Genomic DNA, 16,880 nt, shown 5'->3' with positions numbered 1-16,880 from the left:
CTTACGGAGATAATCGTGTCGTTTGAATTACACCCGCAATGGCAAGAGCGCCATGATGATGAGCATAAAATCCGTCGAGACGACCATCGGAGCCCGTACCAACGAGACCGAGCGCGCATTCTTCACTCGGCTGCATTTCGACGCCTACAAGCAAAAACCCAAGTACACGGCAATAGCTTGGAAGACTTTCACCGCAGTCGGTTAACGCACTCCTTAGAAGCGTCGCAACTCGGGACCGGTATCGTCGCCCAGTTAAAGAAAAAACAACCAGAGTTCCGTGAACTATTACCATCAGACAGCTTAATTGATTCATTATGTTTGGCGCACGACATCGGGCATCCTCCATACGGTCATGGGGGAGAAGTCGCTCTAAACTACGTAATGCGCGAACATGGCGGCTTCGAGGGGAACGCCCAAACCTTTCGTATCGTCACTAAGTTAGAGCCTTATACTGAGCATTTCGGAATGAATTTATCACGCCGCACACTGCTTGGTTTGATTAAGTACCCTGCCCTCATTAGTCAAACACGCTCCGTCAAGTTGCCTCAACCAGCCGAGCATCAACGTAAACTAAAAGCAAAAGATTGGAGCCCAGCTAAAGGCATTTATGATTGTGATAAAGACTTATTTGATTGGGTAATTGCACCGCTTTCTGACAACGACAAGGCATTGCTTAGTCTGATGCGTTCAACGCCAGAATCGGAGTTTGAGCACAGTAAAACGCGTTTTAAATCACTCGATTGCTCAATCATGGAGCTAGCAGATGATATCGCCTACGGTGTTCATGATTTAGAAGATGCAATCGTACTTGGTATGGTGACACGTCAGCAATGGCAAGAAGGCGCAGCAAGTCAATTAGCGGACTGTGGCGACCCGTGGTTTGAAGCTCATATCGATTCCATCGGACAGATGCTATTTAGCGGTAAGCACCATGAGCGGAAAGATGCTATCGGTGGTATGGTTAACGCGCTACTGACCAGCATTTCAATCAAAACGGTGGATGAGCCGTTTAATAACCCGTTACTGTCTTGGAATGCGTGTTTAGAACCACAGATGGCACGTGCACTTGACGTACTCAAGCACTTTGTCAGCACCTTCGTTATCCAAGTCCCGCAGGTCCAGATCGTTGAGTATAAGGGTCAGCAAATTATTATGGATATTTTTGAAGCGTTAACAGCAGACCCAGAGCGATTACTACCCGTTCATACAAGAGATCTGTGGTGTCAGGCGAAGAGCGAGAGCAATAAAATGAGGGTCATCGCCGATTATATTTCTGCAATGACCGATGGTCACGCGCAAAAGCTACACCGCCAACTTTTCTCTTCCATCGTTCTTTAGTAACACTCAACCTTTCAAGTAATTCTTTTCAAAAACGCCCGGAGGCATCTGGGCGATTTGGAATTCGATCATCTTTTCAAACGCACGCATCAGCGGTGTAAAGTCTCGCTCGGGTTCAAGCAAGCGAAGCGAATGATAACCAGCCTCGACTGTCGATAAGCTATTCTCAGAGGGCGCCTTACGAATGGTGTAGTGCCCTTGTAGTTGCTTAGGCAACTGCACGGTTGGGAGTGGATGTAAGTTGCTTGAGAGTTGCCACATTTTGTACGCTTTTTTCCACGTACCATCGAGCAAAATCAAACGTATTTTCTTAGATACACTATGACTCGCTTGAGTGATTTCAGAAATGCATCGTGACTCTTCTGATGGGTAAAGAACAAAATGTTGATATGACTCATCCGCTAATAAGTGATTTAAGGCATCATCACAAGAAAAGTCCTCTCCTATCAAACAAATACAGTTATCTAAACTCAAATTGAGAATCCGTGCCGTACCAAGCGGACGATGTTCTTCACTCGTGTGCTGAAGAATGATAAGTTCTACCTCGCTTGCCAGCGGTACAATCCATTGGCAAATACACGCTTTTTGCGATTTTCCACAACGAGAACAATAACGAGACATAGAGTGAACCTTTATACCTTGCTGAGTATTATCAGCGTGATCTGTTTGATACTTCAATTTGAACCAATGGCAAGCCTAACCGAGTGGCACAGCTACAATATACGCCATGGTGAGTGGTGGCGAATCGTAACAGGAAATCTCACACATACCAACTTTGCGCACTTAGGAATGAACCTCGCCGGATTGTGGATCATTACTTTTATTTTTCGCCCAAGCACTCGTAACTTCCTTATCGTTTTTTCAATCTTATGTGCATGTGTTGGTGCGCTGAATTTGTTTACCAACATGTCGGTATACGTGGGTTTATCCGGCGTATTACACGGATTGTTTGGATTTTGGGCGCTCAGAGAAGTCTTTGAAAGCAGAAGAAGCAGTGTGTTGTTAGTTGGAGGACTAATCGCCAAAGTAGCATGGGAGCAGGTCTATGGCCCATCCAGCAGTACTGCTGAGCTTATCGGTGCAAACGTTGCTATTGATGCTCATATGTTTGGCGCACTCGGTGGGTTAGTAATGGCTTTACTGGAAAAAGGCCTTCGCCGTCGTTTATTCGGATAAAAAATCCCGAACCACGAAAGAGGGGCTGGTTCGGGAAAGCAGTAATAGGGAAACAGATATTGTTCTGAATTCAGACTCAATATCTGCAATACATCAAGCTACAGTAAAATGCGGTCTTCGTTTTTCTTAACTGTCGCTTCACCTATGCCTTTTACGCTCTTCAAATCTGCTGCCGTTTTAAAAGGGCCATGTTCCTCGCGGTAGTCCACTATACTCTGCGCTTTCTTCTCACCTATACCTTTCAACATGGTCGCAATTTCTTCAGCAGTGGCCGTGTTGATATTTACAGTAATTTCAATTCCTTCATATTTGTCAGTGGCTGAATCCGCAGCCATGCTAAAAGGTGCAAAAACAAATAAGCACAATGTCAAAATCCATTTCATATTGAACATACAATCTCCAAAATAGTAGGCTAAAAACAGTCGTCGAGAGCGAGTCACTATCAAGTTTGCAATGGAAGCAATATGGTTATGCATTTAACAAACTGAGATGACCCGGAATTCACAACGGCCGCTATCACTTAAACGCGCACTAATTTAAGTAATGCCTATTGATGATTGAAGTTCATAAAGACAAAAATAAAACGGACCGCTTATGCGGTCCGTTTTATTCAACATACAAATTACACTAATTGTGCTTAGTTGCTCACAACAAAGTACTCAATGTCAGTATTTGCACGCAGTACGGCTAGTACAGATGATAAATCTTGCTGAGAAGATGCACGCTGCATTTGCATCGCAACTTGATCTTCTAACTCACTATCTAGCTCTGCGTTTACAGCATCAAGCTCGATGATAATGATGTTACCTTCAAGATCTTTAGACTGACCGTATACTGGTTTACCATCGACTGGTTTTGCCATCGCGAATACCGTTGTTGCTAACGGAGAACGACGATCTACTGTCTCTTGTTCACCAAAGGCAAGATTGTTTTCAGCAAGCACGTTCGTCTTACCTTCTTTCAATGCCGCAACGACTTGTGTTCCAAGTTCCATCGCTTCTTGCTCACCTTTAACACGAGATAGCTCTGCAACAACCTGATCTTTCACTTCTTCTAGTGGAAGAACTGTCTCGTCACGCGCATCTTCAACACGAACAACGATAATATGCTCAGGCGCAACTTCGATAGCTTCAGAGTTTAGGCCATCTTCTTTAACTTCAGGACTTAGGATAGCTTGCATTACCGCAGGGCTACGAAGCACTTCAGGTGCATCAACCTGAGAAATAAAGTCCGTTGTCTTCACTTCTTGGTTAACCGCTTGAGAAGCATCATACAATGAGTCTGGGTATTCAAACGCTACGCGCTCAAGCTCATTTTGCAACTCGTAGAATTGATCGATCGCTTGTTGGTCGACCATCTCTTGTTTGATTTCAGCAGCGACTTCTTCAAATGGCTTCGCCACAGAATCTTTTAGCTCTTCAAGCTTGATAATGTGATAGCCAAAGTCCGACTTTACTAGACCCGACGTATCGCCAGGATTCTTCAGTGCGAATGCCGCTTCTTCAAAAGCAGGGTCCATCACATCACGCTCAATCCAACCTAGGTCACCACCGTTTTCAGCGCTGCCAAAATCGTCAGATTTCTCTTGAGCAAGCGTCGCAAAATCTGCACCCGCGTTTAGCTCATCTAGGATAGCTTGCGCTTTTGCTTCATCGTCCCCTTCTACAAGAATGTGAGCGACACGTCGTTGCTCTTCTGAAGAGTATTTGTTTAAGTGCTCGTCGTAGTACTTTTTCACCTCAGCATCAGAAACATTAACTTGTTCCTTTAGCGCTTCAGCTGACAGTTCGATGTAAGAGACTTTAACCTGCTCTGGACGTGTAAAGTTGTCTGGGTTTGCTTTGTAGTACTCTTGAATTTCTTCGTCGGTCAATTCAATATTTTTCGCAAACTCCGCTAAGTCGATCTGAATCGTGCGAATATCACGAGTTTGAGTGAACAGCTTGCCTTCTGCTTGTACTTCACCCGGCAGAATAAATTCACTGTTTTGTAGCGCATTCAGCAGTTGCTCACGAACCAATTCACGACGCATGTACTCAGCAAAAGAGTCTGGCGAAAAGCCTGCACGACGCAAAGAAGCTTGATAGATCTCTTGATCAAACTGACCATTAGATTGGAACTGAGGCATGTCTAGAATCATGCTACGCACTTGAGTGTCGCTGATTCGCAGACCCAAAGCTTCAGCTTGTTGGTCAAGCAACACGTCATTGATCATTCGATCTAAAACGGATTTGCGGAAAGATTCAACATATGCAGGGTCAGCCAGCATTTGAGAGAAGTAGTCACCCAACTGAGCTTGCATACGGTTACGCTCATTTTGGTATGCCATCTCGAACTCACCACGAGGAATCTCAGTGTTACCGACTTTCGCTGCAGAGTTGTTGCTACCACCAACGATGTAGCTACCTACACCTGCAAATACGAAAGACAGGATGATAAGTCCAAGGATAATTTTGACCGCGATGCTATTCACGCCTTCGCGTAGTCGATCCATCATAATTTAACTGCTCTCCACAATTGAAGCCTACTGCTTCTATCTAATAGAAATAATGGCGCAATAATATCAGAAAAAGAAATGCGCATCAGTATGATGCGCATAATTTAAGAAAGTTCGGCTCGAAGTTTGTAAATTTTTGTTCGAAACTTATTGTTTGAGCAAAAGTTAAGCAAATGGCCGGTTACAGAAATAACGCCGTGATTAGTTACAAGCGTCTTTCAGTGCTTTACCAGCTTTGAAAGCTGGTACTTTTGCTTCTGCGATTTGGATTTCTTCACCAGTTTTTGGGTTACGACCAGTACGTGCAGCACGAGTACGAACGCTGAATGTACCAAAGCCAACTAGAGCGACTTGATCACCAGATTGAAGAGTTCCGCTTACTGCTTCGATGAATGCATCTAGAGCACGACCCGCTGACGCTTTAGAAATATCTGCATTTTCTGCGATTTGTTCTACTAACTGAGTTTTATTCACTGTAATTTCCCCTTTGTGTCATCTGTGATTATTTTTGTGATGACTTTCGTTCCATTGTTAAGAAAATATGCTCCACCCCTTATTCATCAAGGGCTGGCAGCTATCGAAACTAACTTAGCGCCCAAAAAAAACGCTGACAAGCCTTTTTGGGCTTATCAGCGTAAACTTTTACTTATTTTTGCTACACATCACTATTTTTGAGACTCAAACTCAACGCCCGTCGGGTCTCGCTCTAGTGCGACTTTCAGTACTTCATCAATCCACTGTACAGGGATAACTTCGAGATCCGCGATAACATTATCAGGAATCTCTTCCAAATCACGCTCGTTATCTTTTGGAATTAGCACTGTCTTAATGCCACCACGGTGTGCCGCAAGTAACTTCTCTTTTAGGCCGCCGATAGGTAGAACCTCACCACGCAGTGTGATTTCACCCGTCATCGCTACTTCTGCTTTCACAGGGTTGCCTGTTAGAGAAGAAACCAATGCTGTACACATTGCTGTACCCGCACTTGGGCCATCTTTTGGTGTCGCGCCTTCCGGGACGTGTACGTGAATATCTTTCTTCTCGTAGAAGTCAGTATTGATACCTAGCTTTTCTGCACGAGAGCGAACCACTGTCATTGCTGCTTGGATAGACTCTTGCATCACATCACCAAGAGAACCCGTTTGTGTCAGCTTACCTTTACCTGGCATTGATTGAGTTTCAATCGTTAATAGATCGCCACCCACTTCGGTCCAAGCTAGGCCAGTTACTTGACCAATTCGGTTACTTTCATCCGCTTTACCGTAATCGAAACGTTGAACACCTAAGTACTCTTTTAGGTTGTCCATCGTTACCGTTACTGACTTGATGTCCTTATCCAGCAAGATGTTCTTCACCGCTTTACGGCAGATCTTAGAAATCTCACGCTCTAAGTTACGGACACCCGCTTCACGCGTGTAGTAACGAATGATGCCAATAATCGCAGAATCTTCAATGACGATCTCATCCGCTTTCAAGCCATTACGCTTCACTTGTTTATCAACAAGGTGACGTTTTGCAATGTTCAGCTTCTCGTCTTCGGTGTAACCAGATAAACGAATAACTTCCATACGGTCTAACAATGGACCCGGGATGTTCATCGAGTTCGATGTCGCAACAAACATAACGTCAGAGAGATCGTAATCCACTTCTAGGTAGTGATCGTTGAACGAGTTATTCTGTTCAGGATCAAGTACTTCTAGTAGAGCCGATGCCGGATCACCACGCATATCGGAAGACATTTTGTCGATTTCGTCCAATAAGAACAGCGGGTTCTTCACACCAACCTTCGACATCTTCTGGATCAATTTGCCTGGTAATGAGCCGATATAAGTACGACGGTGACCACGAATTTCCGCTTCATCACGCACACCACCCAACGCCATACGAACATACTTACGGCCTGTAGCTGAAGCAATTGAACGACCAAGAGACGTTTTACCTACACCAGGAGGACCAACAAGACAAAGGATAGGACCTTTTAGCTTGTTGATACGGTTTTGAACCGCCAGGTATTCAAGGATACGTTCTTTGACGCGTTCTAGACCGTAGTGATCTTCATTAAGAACCTCTTCTGCTTTCGCTAAGTTTTTCTTAACTTTTGAGCGCTTAGCCCAAGGAACGCTGACCATCCAATCGATGTAGCTACGAACCACTGTTGCTTCAGCAGACATTGGAGACATCATCTTAAGCTTTTGCAGCTCTTGCTCTGTCTTTTCACGTGCCTCTTGAGGCATTTTTGATTCGTCAATCTTCTTCTGTAGCGTTTCGAACTCGTCTGGTGCGTCTTCCATCTCACCAAGTTCTTTCTGAATCGCTTTCATTTGCTCATTCAGATAGTACTCACGCTGAGATTTTTCCATTTGCTTTTTAACGCGACCACGAATTCGTTTTTCAACTTGCAGCAAGTCGATCTCTGATTCCATCTGGCCCATCAGGAATTCCAGACGCTCAGTGACGTCAACAATTTCAAGCACTTGCTGCTTATCCACCAACTTCAACGGCATATGAGCCGCAATGGTATCCGCTAAGCGTGCGGCTTCGTCGATACCATTAAGTGACGTTAGCACTTCTGGTGGAATCTTCTTGTTTAGCTTAATGAACCCTTCAAACTGATTAATCGCGCTGCGAACAATCACTTCTTGCTCACGCTCATCCAATTCTGGCGTAACAACAAATTCAGCTTCCGCTAGGAAGAAGTCACTCTCTTTAAAGTGATTGATTTTTGCTCGCTGCTGGCCTTCGACCAATACTTTTACTGTGCCATCCGGAAGCTTCAAGAGCTGGAGAATGGTGGCTACCGTACCTACGTCAAATAGGTCGTCAACCGTAGGCTCGTCAGTATCCGCTTGCTTTTGTGCCACAAGAAGAACTTGTTTGTTGGTTTCCATCGCCGTTTCTAGACAGCTAATCGATTTCTCACGACCAACAAACAATGGAATAACCATGTGTGGGTAGACCACTACGTCACGTAGAGGTAGTACCGGGATCTCGATACGCTCGGAACGTTCCAAGTTCATATAATTCTCTCTTCCGCTTTCACGTTTAACGTATTACTTAAGGCAGTATATGGGGGCTAATTGTTTGGATTCAATAAGAGAAATAAAAAAAGGAGGTAATTACTTACCTCCTTTTTCATTATGGCTGAATTTACTCTGCTCCAGCTGCCTGATTGTCTGCGTTACTGTAAATAAGCAGTGGCTCTGACTCGCCATTAATGACGGACTCATCAATCACGACTTTACTAACGTCTGTTGCAGATGGTAATTCGTACATGGTTTCAAGTAGCACGCCTTCAAGAATCGAGCGTAAGCCACGAGCACCTGTTTTACGCTCCATTGCTTTTTTCGCGATAGCGCGCAGCGCATCTTCACGGAATTCAAGTTCGGCGTTTTCTAGCTCAAACAATGCTGCATATTGCTTGGTCAGTGCGTTCTTCGGTTCACATAGGATCTGAATCAACGCTTCTTCATCAAGCTCAGTCAGTGTTGTTGTTACAGGTAGACGACCAATGAATTCTGGAATGAGGCCGTACTTCACTAAGTCTTCAGGTTCAACTTGAGTAAATAGCTCACCTACTGTCTTCGATTCATTCTTCGAACGAACTTCAGCACCAAAACCAATACCTGTACCTGTTGCAACACGCTGCTCAATCACTTTGTCTAAGCCAGCAAAAGCACCACCACAGATGAACAGGATCTTAGATGTGTCCACTTGTAGGAATTCTTGCTGAGGATGCTTACGACCACCTTGAGGTGGAACCGATGCAACCGTACCTTCGATAAGTTTTAGTAGCGCCTGCTGAACACCTTCACCAGATACGTCACGCGTAATAGATGGGTTTTCAGCTTTGCGTGAAATCTTATCAATTTCATCAATGTAAACAATGCCGCGTTCCGCTTTAGCTACATCGTAATCACATTTTTGCAGAAGCTTTTGGATGATGTTTTCAACGTCTTCACCTACGTAACCGGCTTCGGTTAGTGTCGTCGCGTCTGCCATTGTAAATGGCACATCCAAGAATCGAGCTAATGTCTCCGCAAGTAGTGTTTTACCGCTACCTGTAGGACCAATTAGAAGGATGTTACTCTTACCAAGCTCCACACCTTCGCTCGTTGTATCACCATTGCGTAAACGCTTGTAGTGGTTATATACCGCAACTGCGAGCACTTTTTTCGCGTAATCTTGCCCGATCACATAGTCATCAAGGTGTTCACGGATCTGTTTTGGCGTTGGTAACGCTTCAGATTCTTTCTTAGGGAGAACATCCTTGATTTCTTCGCGAATAATATCGTTACATAAGTCGACACATTCGTCGCAAATGTACACTGACGGACCTGCGATTAGCTTGCGAACTTCGTGCTGACTTTTGCCGCAGAAAGAACAGTACAGCAATTTACCGCTGCCACTTTCTTTGCTTTTATCTGTCATTCGCTAACCTCTTAGCCTTTACTCTTCATGAATGAGTGTATATCAATTTTTGCCAAAATGCGCTGGCTAATTACTCGCCACGGTGGCTTAACACTGCATCCACGATACCGTATTCCACAGCCTGCTCTGATGACATGAAGTTATCACGATCAGTATCGCGCTCAATGACTTCAAGAGGTTGGCCTGTATGTTCTGCTAACAACTTGTTTAGCTTCTGTTTAATCGTCAGGATTTCCTGAGCATGGATTTGGATATCAGAAGCTTGACCCTGGAAACCACCCAATGGTTGGTGGATCATTACACGTGAGTTAGGCAGTACGTAACGCTTACCTGGCGCACCACCTGCAAGCAGGAAGGCACCCATTGAACATGCTTGACCCATACACACAGTGCTGACATTTGGCTTAATGAACTGCATGGTATCGTAAATAGACATACCAGCTGTTACGCTGCCGCCTGGCGAGTTGATGTATAGGAAAATATCTTTATCTGGATTTTCAGATTCTAGGAAAAGTAGCTGAGCCACGACAAGGTTTGCCATGTGGTCTTCCACTTGACCCGTTAAAAAAATCACGCGCTCTTTCAGCAGACGTGAGTAGATGTCGTAAGAGCGTTCGCCTCGGGAAGTTTGTTCAACCACCATTGGTACTAGCGCGTCCATAATTGGCGACATTGCATTTTTTTCTTGGTAGCTCATATTCTTATGTCCCTAAAATAAATGGCCCGGATGATGACTATCATACGGACCATTGTTAGCAGAATAGTTAACGTTAAGTCAACCTTCTACGCAAGATATTGCTTATTAAGCAGCAGGTTGTTGTTGGTTAAGTAGCTCGTTGAAGCCTACTTCTTTCTCAGAAACCTGTGCTTTAGCGATGATCGCGTCGATTGCTTGCTCTTCTAGAGCTACGTTGCGCATGTTGTTCATCATTTCTTCGTTTTGCTCGTAGTAAGCAATAACTTCTGATGGATCTTCGTATGCAGTAGCCATTTCTTCGATTAGCGCTTTAACTTTCTCGTCGTCCGCTTTTAGCTCTTCAGATTTGATTACTTCACCTAGTAGAAGACCAACAACTACGCGACGTTTAGCTTGTTCTTCGAACAGTTCACGTGGAAGCTGAGCAGCAGCTTCTGGGTTACCACCGAAGCGTTGTGCAGCTTGTTGACGTAGAACTTGGATTTCTTGCTCGATAAGCGCTGATGGTACGTTGATGTCGTTTTGCTCAACTAGACCGTCAATCGCTTGCTCTTTGATGCGGTTCTTAACAGCTTGCTTAAGTTCGCGTTCCATGTTCTTACGAACTTCAGCTTTAAGTGCTTCAACACCACCTTCAACAACACCGAACTTAGCAACGAACTCGTCGTTTAGTTCTGGTAGTTCACGAGCTTCAACTTTGTTCACTTTGATTGCGAACTTAGCTGCTTTACCTTTTAGGTTTTCAGCGTGGTAATCTTCTGGGAAAGTCACGTCGATGTCGAATTCCATACCAGCAGTTTTACCTGCGATACCGTCTTCGAAACCAGGGATCATGCGACCAGCACCCATTTCTAGAGGGAAGTTCTCAGCTTTACCGCCTTCGAACTCTTCACCGTCGATAGAACCAACGAAGTCGATGCTTACGCGTTTGCCATCTTCTGCTGCTTCTTCAACTTCAACCCAAGTTGCTTGTTGCTTACGTAGAGTATCGATCATCTCTTCTACGTCTGCATCTTTAACTTCTGTTAATGGTTTTTCAACAGTGATGCTCTCTAGGCCTTTAAGCTCAACTTCTGGGTAAACTTCAAAAGTTGCAGTGAAAACTAGGTCTGAACCTTCTTTGTTCTCTACAGGAGCGAAAGTTGGAGCGCCAGCTGGGTTGATTTTCTCTTTAACGATAGCTTCGATGAAGTGGCGTTGCATTACTTCACCAAGAACGTCTTGACGTACTGCTTTGCCGTACATCTTAGCAACCATTTTTAGAGGCACTTTACCCTTACGGAAACCATCGAAACGACGGTTTTTAGCGATGTTGCGTAGTTCAGCTGTTACAGCGTCTTCGATGTTTGCAGCTGGAACAGTAATGTTTAGACGGCGCTCTAGGCCCTCTAGCGTTTCAACAGTAACTTGCATTATATATAAACCTCTAAAGTGGCTCGGTTTTCCGAGCGTATGAGCGAAACTCAGAGGAGCTTACGCTTCATCCTTGTGTAGTGTTCTGTCCGAACACCTAATTTAAAATCGAGTATCGATACTGGTTGTCAGTACCGGACTAATCAGTGATATCTTCGATAAAATAACCAAAGGTATCTCCTATTAGCCTCAGGACAGAATTTTTAGACGCGACATTCTAGCGATCTGTCGCAACCCTGTCGAGCCAATAGCCACTATGTGGACATTGTCTGCGCTAAATTCTCGAATGCTGACCCATTTTTTCTTCAAAAATGCGATTCAGACACCGTCTAAGCATCGCCAGCATATCTAAAATGGGGACAATAGCGACTTTTTCAAGAGAATCGACCGGTTTTTTTATCGAAAAGCCTAAAAAGAGATCTTGCTCTTGTTTTACTCCACAGAGTTGAAAACTAAATCCCTAATCCTTCCTACAAACTATTAACATTTTCTTACGTGACCAAAGGAAGTTGTAAGGAGTGTAAGGATGTCGCAAAAAAAACGGATTCTGCTGACATTTTTTACTTTCTATTTCCTGTGCGCAATTATCGGTGGCCATTGGGTTTGGCAAACCAGTTATCAATCTCTACTTGATAAACACCAATCACAGCTTGAGCAATTTTCTGGCCATATAAAAAATAAACTCGATAAGTACGCCCATATTCCAAATCTTCTCGCTAAAGATGATCCACTTTATCAAGCGCTTCTGCACCCCAACAACAGTGCGCAACTGGAAATCACTAATCGGTATTTAGAATCCGTTAATGGCGTGATTGAAGCAGCGGATACGTACTTAATCGATCAATGGGGTACAACGATCGCAGCCAGCAACTGGCGTAAAGAGCGCTCCTTTATCGGGCGAAATTTTGCATTTCGCCCTTATTTCAAACAAGCCATTGTAGGTAAACGAAGCCAATACTACGCACTGGGCTCAACATCTGGTAAACGTGGCTACTACTATTCTTATCCCATCGTATACGCTGGCGGTGTACTTGGTGTCGTCGTGGTGAAGATGGACCTAAGTAAGATAGAGGACAACTGGCAGCAACCTAACAGTGTTTTTGTCGCCAGCGACCCATACGGAATTGTTTTCATGAGTAGCCGAAGTGAATGGCTACTCAAAAGCTTACAACCACTGACAAAAAAAGAGAAAAAGCAAGTTTGGGCAAGCCAACAATATCTTGATGCGCCAATTGAAACGCTTGGATTAGTAGGTAGTTTGGACGAGGTGCATTCTGAGCTTAAACAGGGTTACCCATACAATAAAGGAACCTTGGTGGTCTCTTCGCTGCCCCTTCCCGAACTCAAACTGACAATTCGTGTGCTGTCTCCTAAACAGTCGATCGTTTGGTTCACCATGGGTTACATCTTTGTACTCACTTTAGCATTCATGGTTTTGTTTTTAATTGGTCAGCTTATCTATCACCGTCAACAGCGTCACTTGCAAATTGAACGAATTCAACAAGAAGCCAATCAAAAGTTGGAATATCAAGTCATGGCACGGACTGCCGAGTTGCAAGCTGAGATCGCACAGCGTATCGATACCGAGCAAACTTTACGCGTTACTCAAGATGAATTGGTGCAAGCAGCGAAACTCGCGGTGTTAGGACAAATGTCAGCCAGTATCAGCCATGAACTGAATAATCCACTTGCGGCAATTCGTAGCTTTGCGGAGAACGGCAAGCTGTTTCTAAAAAAAGAAAAATATGAGCGAGTGGAAGATAATCTCACTCGCATTTCTGCTCTCACTGACCGTATGGCAAATATCAGTCAGCAACTTCGCTCTTTCGCCAAAAAAACCAGTGGTGACGAGTTGGCTCAATCTCGATTGTTCCCTGTGATAGCCTCTGTAAAAGAACTGATGAAGCCCGCATTTAAATCAGGGCGCGTCACGTTAGAAACAAATTTGCCAGAGCATGATGTTGAAGTGCAGATCAATATTATTCAACTGGAGCAAGTGTTGGTCAATTTACTGACTAATGCGATAGAAGCACTCAAAGAACAACAAGACAAACAGGTAGAATTATCTGTAGAACACGATGAGCACACTGATTTAGTTTGGATTCATGTTGATGATAATGGCCCAGGACTTGGCTCTTTCTCACTTTCTGATTTATGTGAGCCGTTTCTAACCACTAAACTGAACGGTTTAGGTTTGGGTCTCTCTATCTCGCAACAAATCTTAGCCAGTATGAATGGAAAATTATGTGCCCATAATCGAGAACAAGGCGGCGCTCGATTCTCATTGTGTTTACCTATCACTTCTTACAACACTGAACCATCAAAAGGATAAGATCATGTGTCAGGTGTTTTTTATTGATGATGAGGCCGATCTCAGAATCGCTATAGAACAGACCTTTGAACTGGCGGATATCGACGCCAAGTTTTTTGTGGATGCAGAATCGGCTTTAATAGCGATGCAGCAAGGAGAAGAAGCTGGCGTCGTGGTCACTGATATCTGTTTACCGGGCATTTCTGGTATGGATATGCTAACAACTTTGACTCAACGCGATGCAAACTTACCCGTCATCATGATCACTGGACACGGTGATATTTCCATGGCAGTGCAAGCCCTTCATCAAGGCGCTTACGACTTTATTGAGAAACCTTTTGCGCCAGAGCATTTGGTTGAAACGGTTAAGCGGGCGATTGAGAAGCGCAAACTAACCAATGAAAATGAAAAACTGCGCCTGTCACTTAAAGCCAGTAAAACCCTTGGTCCACGAGTTATTGGTGAAACCTCTAGCATCCAAATATTACGAGAGACCATCACCCAAATCGCCGATACCGACGCCGATATTTTATTGTTTGGTGAAACCGGTACAGGGAAAGAGTTAATCGCTCGTTCTTTACATGAGCAAAGCTCTCGCCGGAACCAAAACTTTGTCGCCGTAAATTGTGGAGCGGTTCCAGAGAACTTAATTGAGAGTGAACTCTACGGCCATGAAAAAGGCGCATTCACTGGCGCCGAAAGCCGTCGTATCGGTAAATTTGAGTTTGCACAAGGCGGCACACTTTTCTTGGATGAGATCGAGTCGATGCCTATCCAAGCCCAAATTCGTTTATTGAGGGTATTACAAGAGCGCGTGATTGAGCGTGTCGGTTCCAATGAATTATTGCCTTTAGATATTCGAGTGATTGCCGCAACAAAGGTCGATTTAAAACACGCAGCTGAAGAAGGTACTTTCCGTCAGGACCTCTATTATCGGCTCAATGTCGTGACCTTGGATCTCCCGCCACTACGCGAACGAAAAGAAGACATTCCCGCCCTCTTTCACCACTTTCTGTTGGTAGCAGCTTCACGTTATGGCAAAAGCTCACCTAGTTTGTCACCCCAAGATCTAGCGCAACTGATGAGCCATGACTGGCCTGGTAATGTTCGAGAACTCAGAAATGCTGCAGAACGTTTTGTACTATTGGGTAAGTTAATTCAGTTGGGAGAATCGAACCCAGTTGCTAAGTCTTCCTCAAGCCTTGCAGAGCAAGTGGCGGAGTTTGAGAGAGCAGCCATTGAAGGCGCTTTATTAGAAAACAACGGTAGTATTAAACAGACAATGTGCCAATTAAATGTGCCAAGAAAAACCCTTTACGACAAGATGCAGCGTTACCAAATAAATAAAGACCTTTACAAATAAAACACGTTCAGATAATTGGCATTATATTCAACTTGAATCATAATTTTTAACAACAGGTTTATCATGGTTGTTACAGATATGAACGAAAAAGTGAGAATACCGATTGTTACAGATACCGTGCTCGTAGACGGTTGCTATCAAGAAGAGAGAAGACTCGGTGAAGAGCGTCGTAAAAATAAAAAGAGGTGGCGACACTATGAACGTCGAATTAATTCAGACCCGCGCAAAACTTGTTACAAATCAATAGATGAAGAGGTGTGAATTCTCACACCTCTTTCTACTTTCTGGCTTCCATTACTTGGTAATGATCTCCGGCCCCATCAAGGTAGTAGGCAACCAAGTCGATACCCATGGTACATATGTGACGATAATTAGGAACAAGAACATCACTCCAACCCAGGGTAATGCTGCCTTCACTACGTTCATCATCGACATTTTGGCAACACCAGCGGTCACAAATAAGTTAAGACCCACGGGCGGCGTTATCATTCCTATCTCCATATTCACCACCATCATTATGCCCAAATGAATTGGGTCTATACCTAATGCAATCGCAATTGGGAACACGAGCGGCGCAACAATGATCAACAAGCCTGATGGCTCCATGAACTGACCACCAATCAGCAACAAGACGTTCACCACAATCAAGAAAGTGATGGGTCCGAGACCAGCCGAGAGCATCGACTCGGTGATCATTTGCGGGATGCGTTCTTCCGTTAAAACATGCTTCAAAATTAAGGCATTAGCAATGATGAACAGCAGCATGATGGTGAGTTTGCCCGCTTCATACAGGGTGTGTTTCGTGTCTTTATGAACAAAGGTTTGGAAGATTTTAACGAGCGCAGGTTTAGTGTTTTTCTTGTCTGCAAATGGCCCCATGTCTTTGTATACAAAGTTAGCAATAAAGAATGAGTACACAGCAGCAACCGCAGCGGCTTCTGTCGGCGTAAAGATACCGCCATAGATACCACCAAGAATGATGACGACCAACAACAAGCCCCAGCTTGCATCCTTGGCGGCATCAAAAGTTTCTTTCCAACCGACAAAAGGTTGCTTTGGAAGGTTCTTGATTCTCGCGGCAATGTAAATCGCGATCATCAACATGACACCCGCCAGCAAACCGGGAATCACACCACCAAGGAACATACGTCCAACTGACACATCCGTTGCGGCTGCATACACCACCATCACAATCGAAGGTGGGATCAAAATCCCTAGCGTACCTGCGTTACAAATTACCCCAGAGGCAAACTCTTTTGAGTAACCGTTTTTGATCATACCTGCGATAACAATACTACCTATGGCAACAACCGTTGCAGGTGAGGAACCTGACAACGCGGCAAACATCATACACGCTACAACCGAAGCCATCGCCAAACCGCCGCGGAACCAGCCTACAATGGCAATGGCGAAACGAATGATCCGCTTTGCTACGCCACCCGTCGACATAAAGCTTGAAGCCAATATAAAGAATGGAATAGCCAATAGCGTGTAGTGGCCCGCGAATGCATTAAACAGCGTTTGAGCAACTGACGCTAAAGAGGCATCCGAATGCATTAAAAGGAAAAGAACACTGGAAAGGCCCAGCGAAATAGCAATTGGCACGCCAACCAGCATAAAGCCAATTACCATCAAAAATAGAAATAAGATATCCATG

General features: G+C 44.4%; 14 protein-coding genes. 5 read left to right on the top strand and 9 right to left on the bottom strand.

Translation table 11 applies throughout. The features are described from left to right. The first annotated feature begins 15 nt into the window (after positions 1–15). Positions 16–1,338, top strand: a complete 1,323-nt coding sequence (locus tag R7Q47_RS13535) for an anti-phage deoxyguanosine triphosphatase (protein ID WP_053303264.1) — start codon at positions 16–18, stop codon at positions 1,336–1,338. Positions 1,339–1,344: 6 nt separating this feature from the next. Here R7Q47_RS13535 and R7Q47_RS13530 read toward each other — a convergent pair whose 3' ends face one another. Next, positions 1,345–1,959 carry a tRNA-uridine aminocarboxypropyltransferase gene (locus R7Q47_RS13530; protein WP_025766956.1) on the bottom strand — a complete coding sequence of 205 codons (615 nt, stop codon included), beginning with the start codon at positions 1,957–1,959 and terminating at the stop codon, positions 1,345–1,347. A gap of 3 nt (positions 1,960–1,962) precedes the next feature. Here R7Q47_RS13530 and rrtA point away from each other — a divergent pair, with 3 nt between their 5' ends. Next, entirely contained in the window at positions 1,963–2,514 is a 552-nt protein-coding gene (gene rrtA, locus R7Q47_RS13525; protein ID WP_005382331.1) for a rhombosortase, read from the top strand. Between the two features lie 98 nt (positions 2,515–2,612). On the opposite strand, the gene R7Q47_RS13520 is transcribed toward rrtA, so the two are convergent. The 7 genes from R7Q47_RS13520 to tig form a co-directional block, all read right to left on the bottom strand. Next, positions 2,613–2,897 carry a ComEA family DNA-binding protein gene (locus R7Q47_RS13520; protein ID WP_031777211.1) on the bottom strand — a complete coding sequence of 95 codons (285 nt, stop codon included), beginning with the start codon at positions 2,895–2,897 and terminating at the stop codon, positions 2,613–2,615. A gap of 254 nt (positions 2,898–3,151) precedes the next feature. After that, a complete protein-coding gene (ppiD, locus tag R7Q47_RS13515; protein ID WP_005382334.1) occupies positions 3,152–5,011 on the bottom strand; it encodes a peptidylprolyl isomerase in 1,860 nt (619 codons plus the stop codon). 201 nt (positions 5,012–5,212) lie between these two features. Next, a complete protein-coding gene (locus tag R7Q47_RS13510; protein ID WP_005382341.1) occupies positions 5,213–5,485 on the bottom strand; it encodes an HU family DNA-binding protein in 273 nt (90 codons plus the stop codon). Positions 5,486–5,676: 191 nt separating this feature from the next. After that, positions 5,677–8,028 carry an endopeptidase La gene (gene lon / locus R7Q47_RS13505; protein ID WP_005382343.1) on the bottom strand — a complete coding sequence of 784 codons (2,352 nt, stop codon included), beginning with the start codon at positions 8,026–8,028 and terminating at the stop codon, positions 5,677–5,679. A 130-nt stretch (positions 8,029–8,158) separates the two neighbouring features. Then, positions 8,159–9,439, bottom strand: a complete 1,281-nt coding sequence (clpX, locus tag R7Q47_RS13500) for an ATP-dependent protease ATP-binding subunit ClpX (RefSeq protein WP_005382345.1) — start codon at positions 9,437–9,439, stop codon at positions 8,159–8,161. A gap of 70 nt (positions 9,440–9,509) precedes the next feature. Beyond that, on the bottom strand, positions 9,510–10,136 hold the full coding sequence (gene clpP, locus R7Q47_RS13495; protein ID WP_005382347.1) for an ATP-dependent Clp endopeptidase proteolytic subunit ClpP: 627 nt from the start codon (positions 10,134–10,136) through the stop codon (positions 9,510–9,512). Positions 10,137–10,241: 105 nt separating this feature from the next. Next, positions 10,242–11,549, bottom strand: coding sequence for a trigger factor (gene tig, locus R7Q47_RS13490; protein ID WP_005382251.1), 1,308 nt, complete (start codon positions 11,547–11,549; stop codon positions 10,242–10,244). Positions 11,550–12,075: 526 nt separating this feature from the next. Between tig and R7Q47_RS13485 the strand changes: the two genes are divergently transcribed. The 3 genes from R7Q47_RS13485 (at position 12,076) to R7Q47_RS13475 (ending at position 15,484) form a co-directional block, all read left to right on the top strand. Next, complete coding sequence (locus R7Q47_RS13485; RefSeq protein WP_318089143.1) at positions 12,076–13,881, top strand: ATP-binding protein; 1,806 nt, start codon at positions 12,076–12,078, stop codon at positions 13,879–13,881. Positions 13,882–13,885: 4 nt separating this feature from the next. Further along, the gene (locus R7Q47_RS13480) at positions 13,886–15,223 is read left to right on the top strand and encodes a sigma-54-dependent transcriptional regulator (RefSeq protein WP_005382254.1); all 1,338 of its coding nucleotides are present in this window, start codon (positions 13,886–13,888) and stop codon (positions 15,221–15,223) included. Between the two features lie 78 nt (positions 15,224–15,301). Then, complete coding sequence (locus R7Q47_RS13475) at positions 15,302–15,484, top strand: hypothetical protein (RefSeq protein WP_080276915.1); 183 nt, start codon at positions 15,302–15,304, stop codon at positions 15,482–15,484. Between the two features lie 33 nt (positions 15,485–15,517). Here the strand turns inward: R7Q47_RS13475 and R7Q47_RS13470 are convergent, their stop codons facing one another. Then, positions 15,518–16,879, bottom strand: coding sequence for a TRAP transporter large permease (locus R7Q47_RS13470; RefSeq protein ID WP_005382255.1), 1,362 nt, complete (start codon positions 16,877–16,879; stop codon positions 15,518–15,520). Position 16,880 lies beyond the last annotated feature (1 nt).

Source organism: Vibrio sp. Vb0349, assembly GCF_033338975.1.
This window is presented reverse-complemented; position numbering and strand designations above follow the sequence as displayed.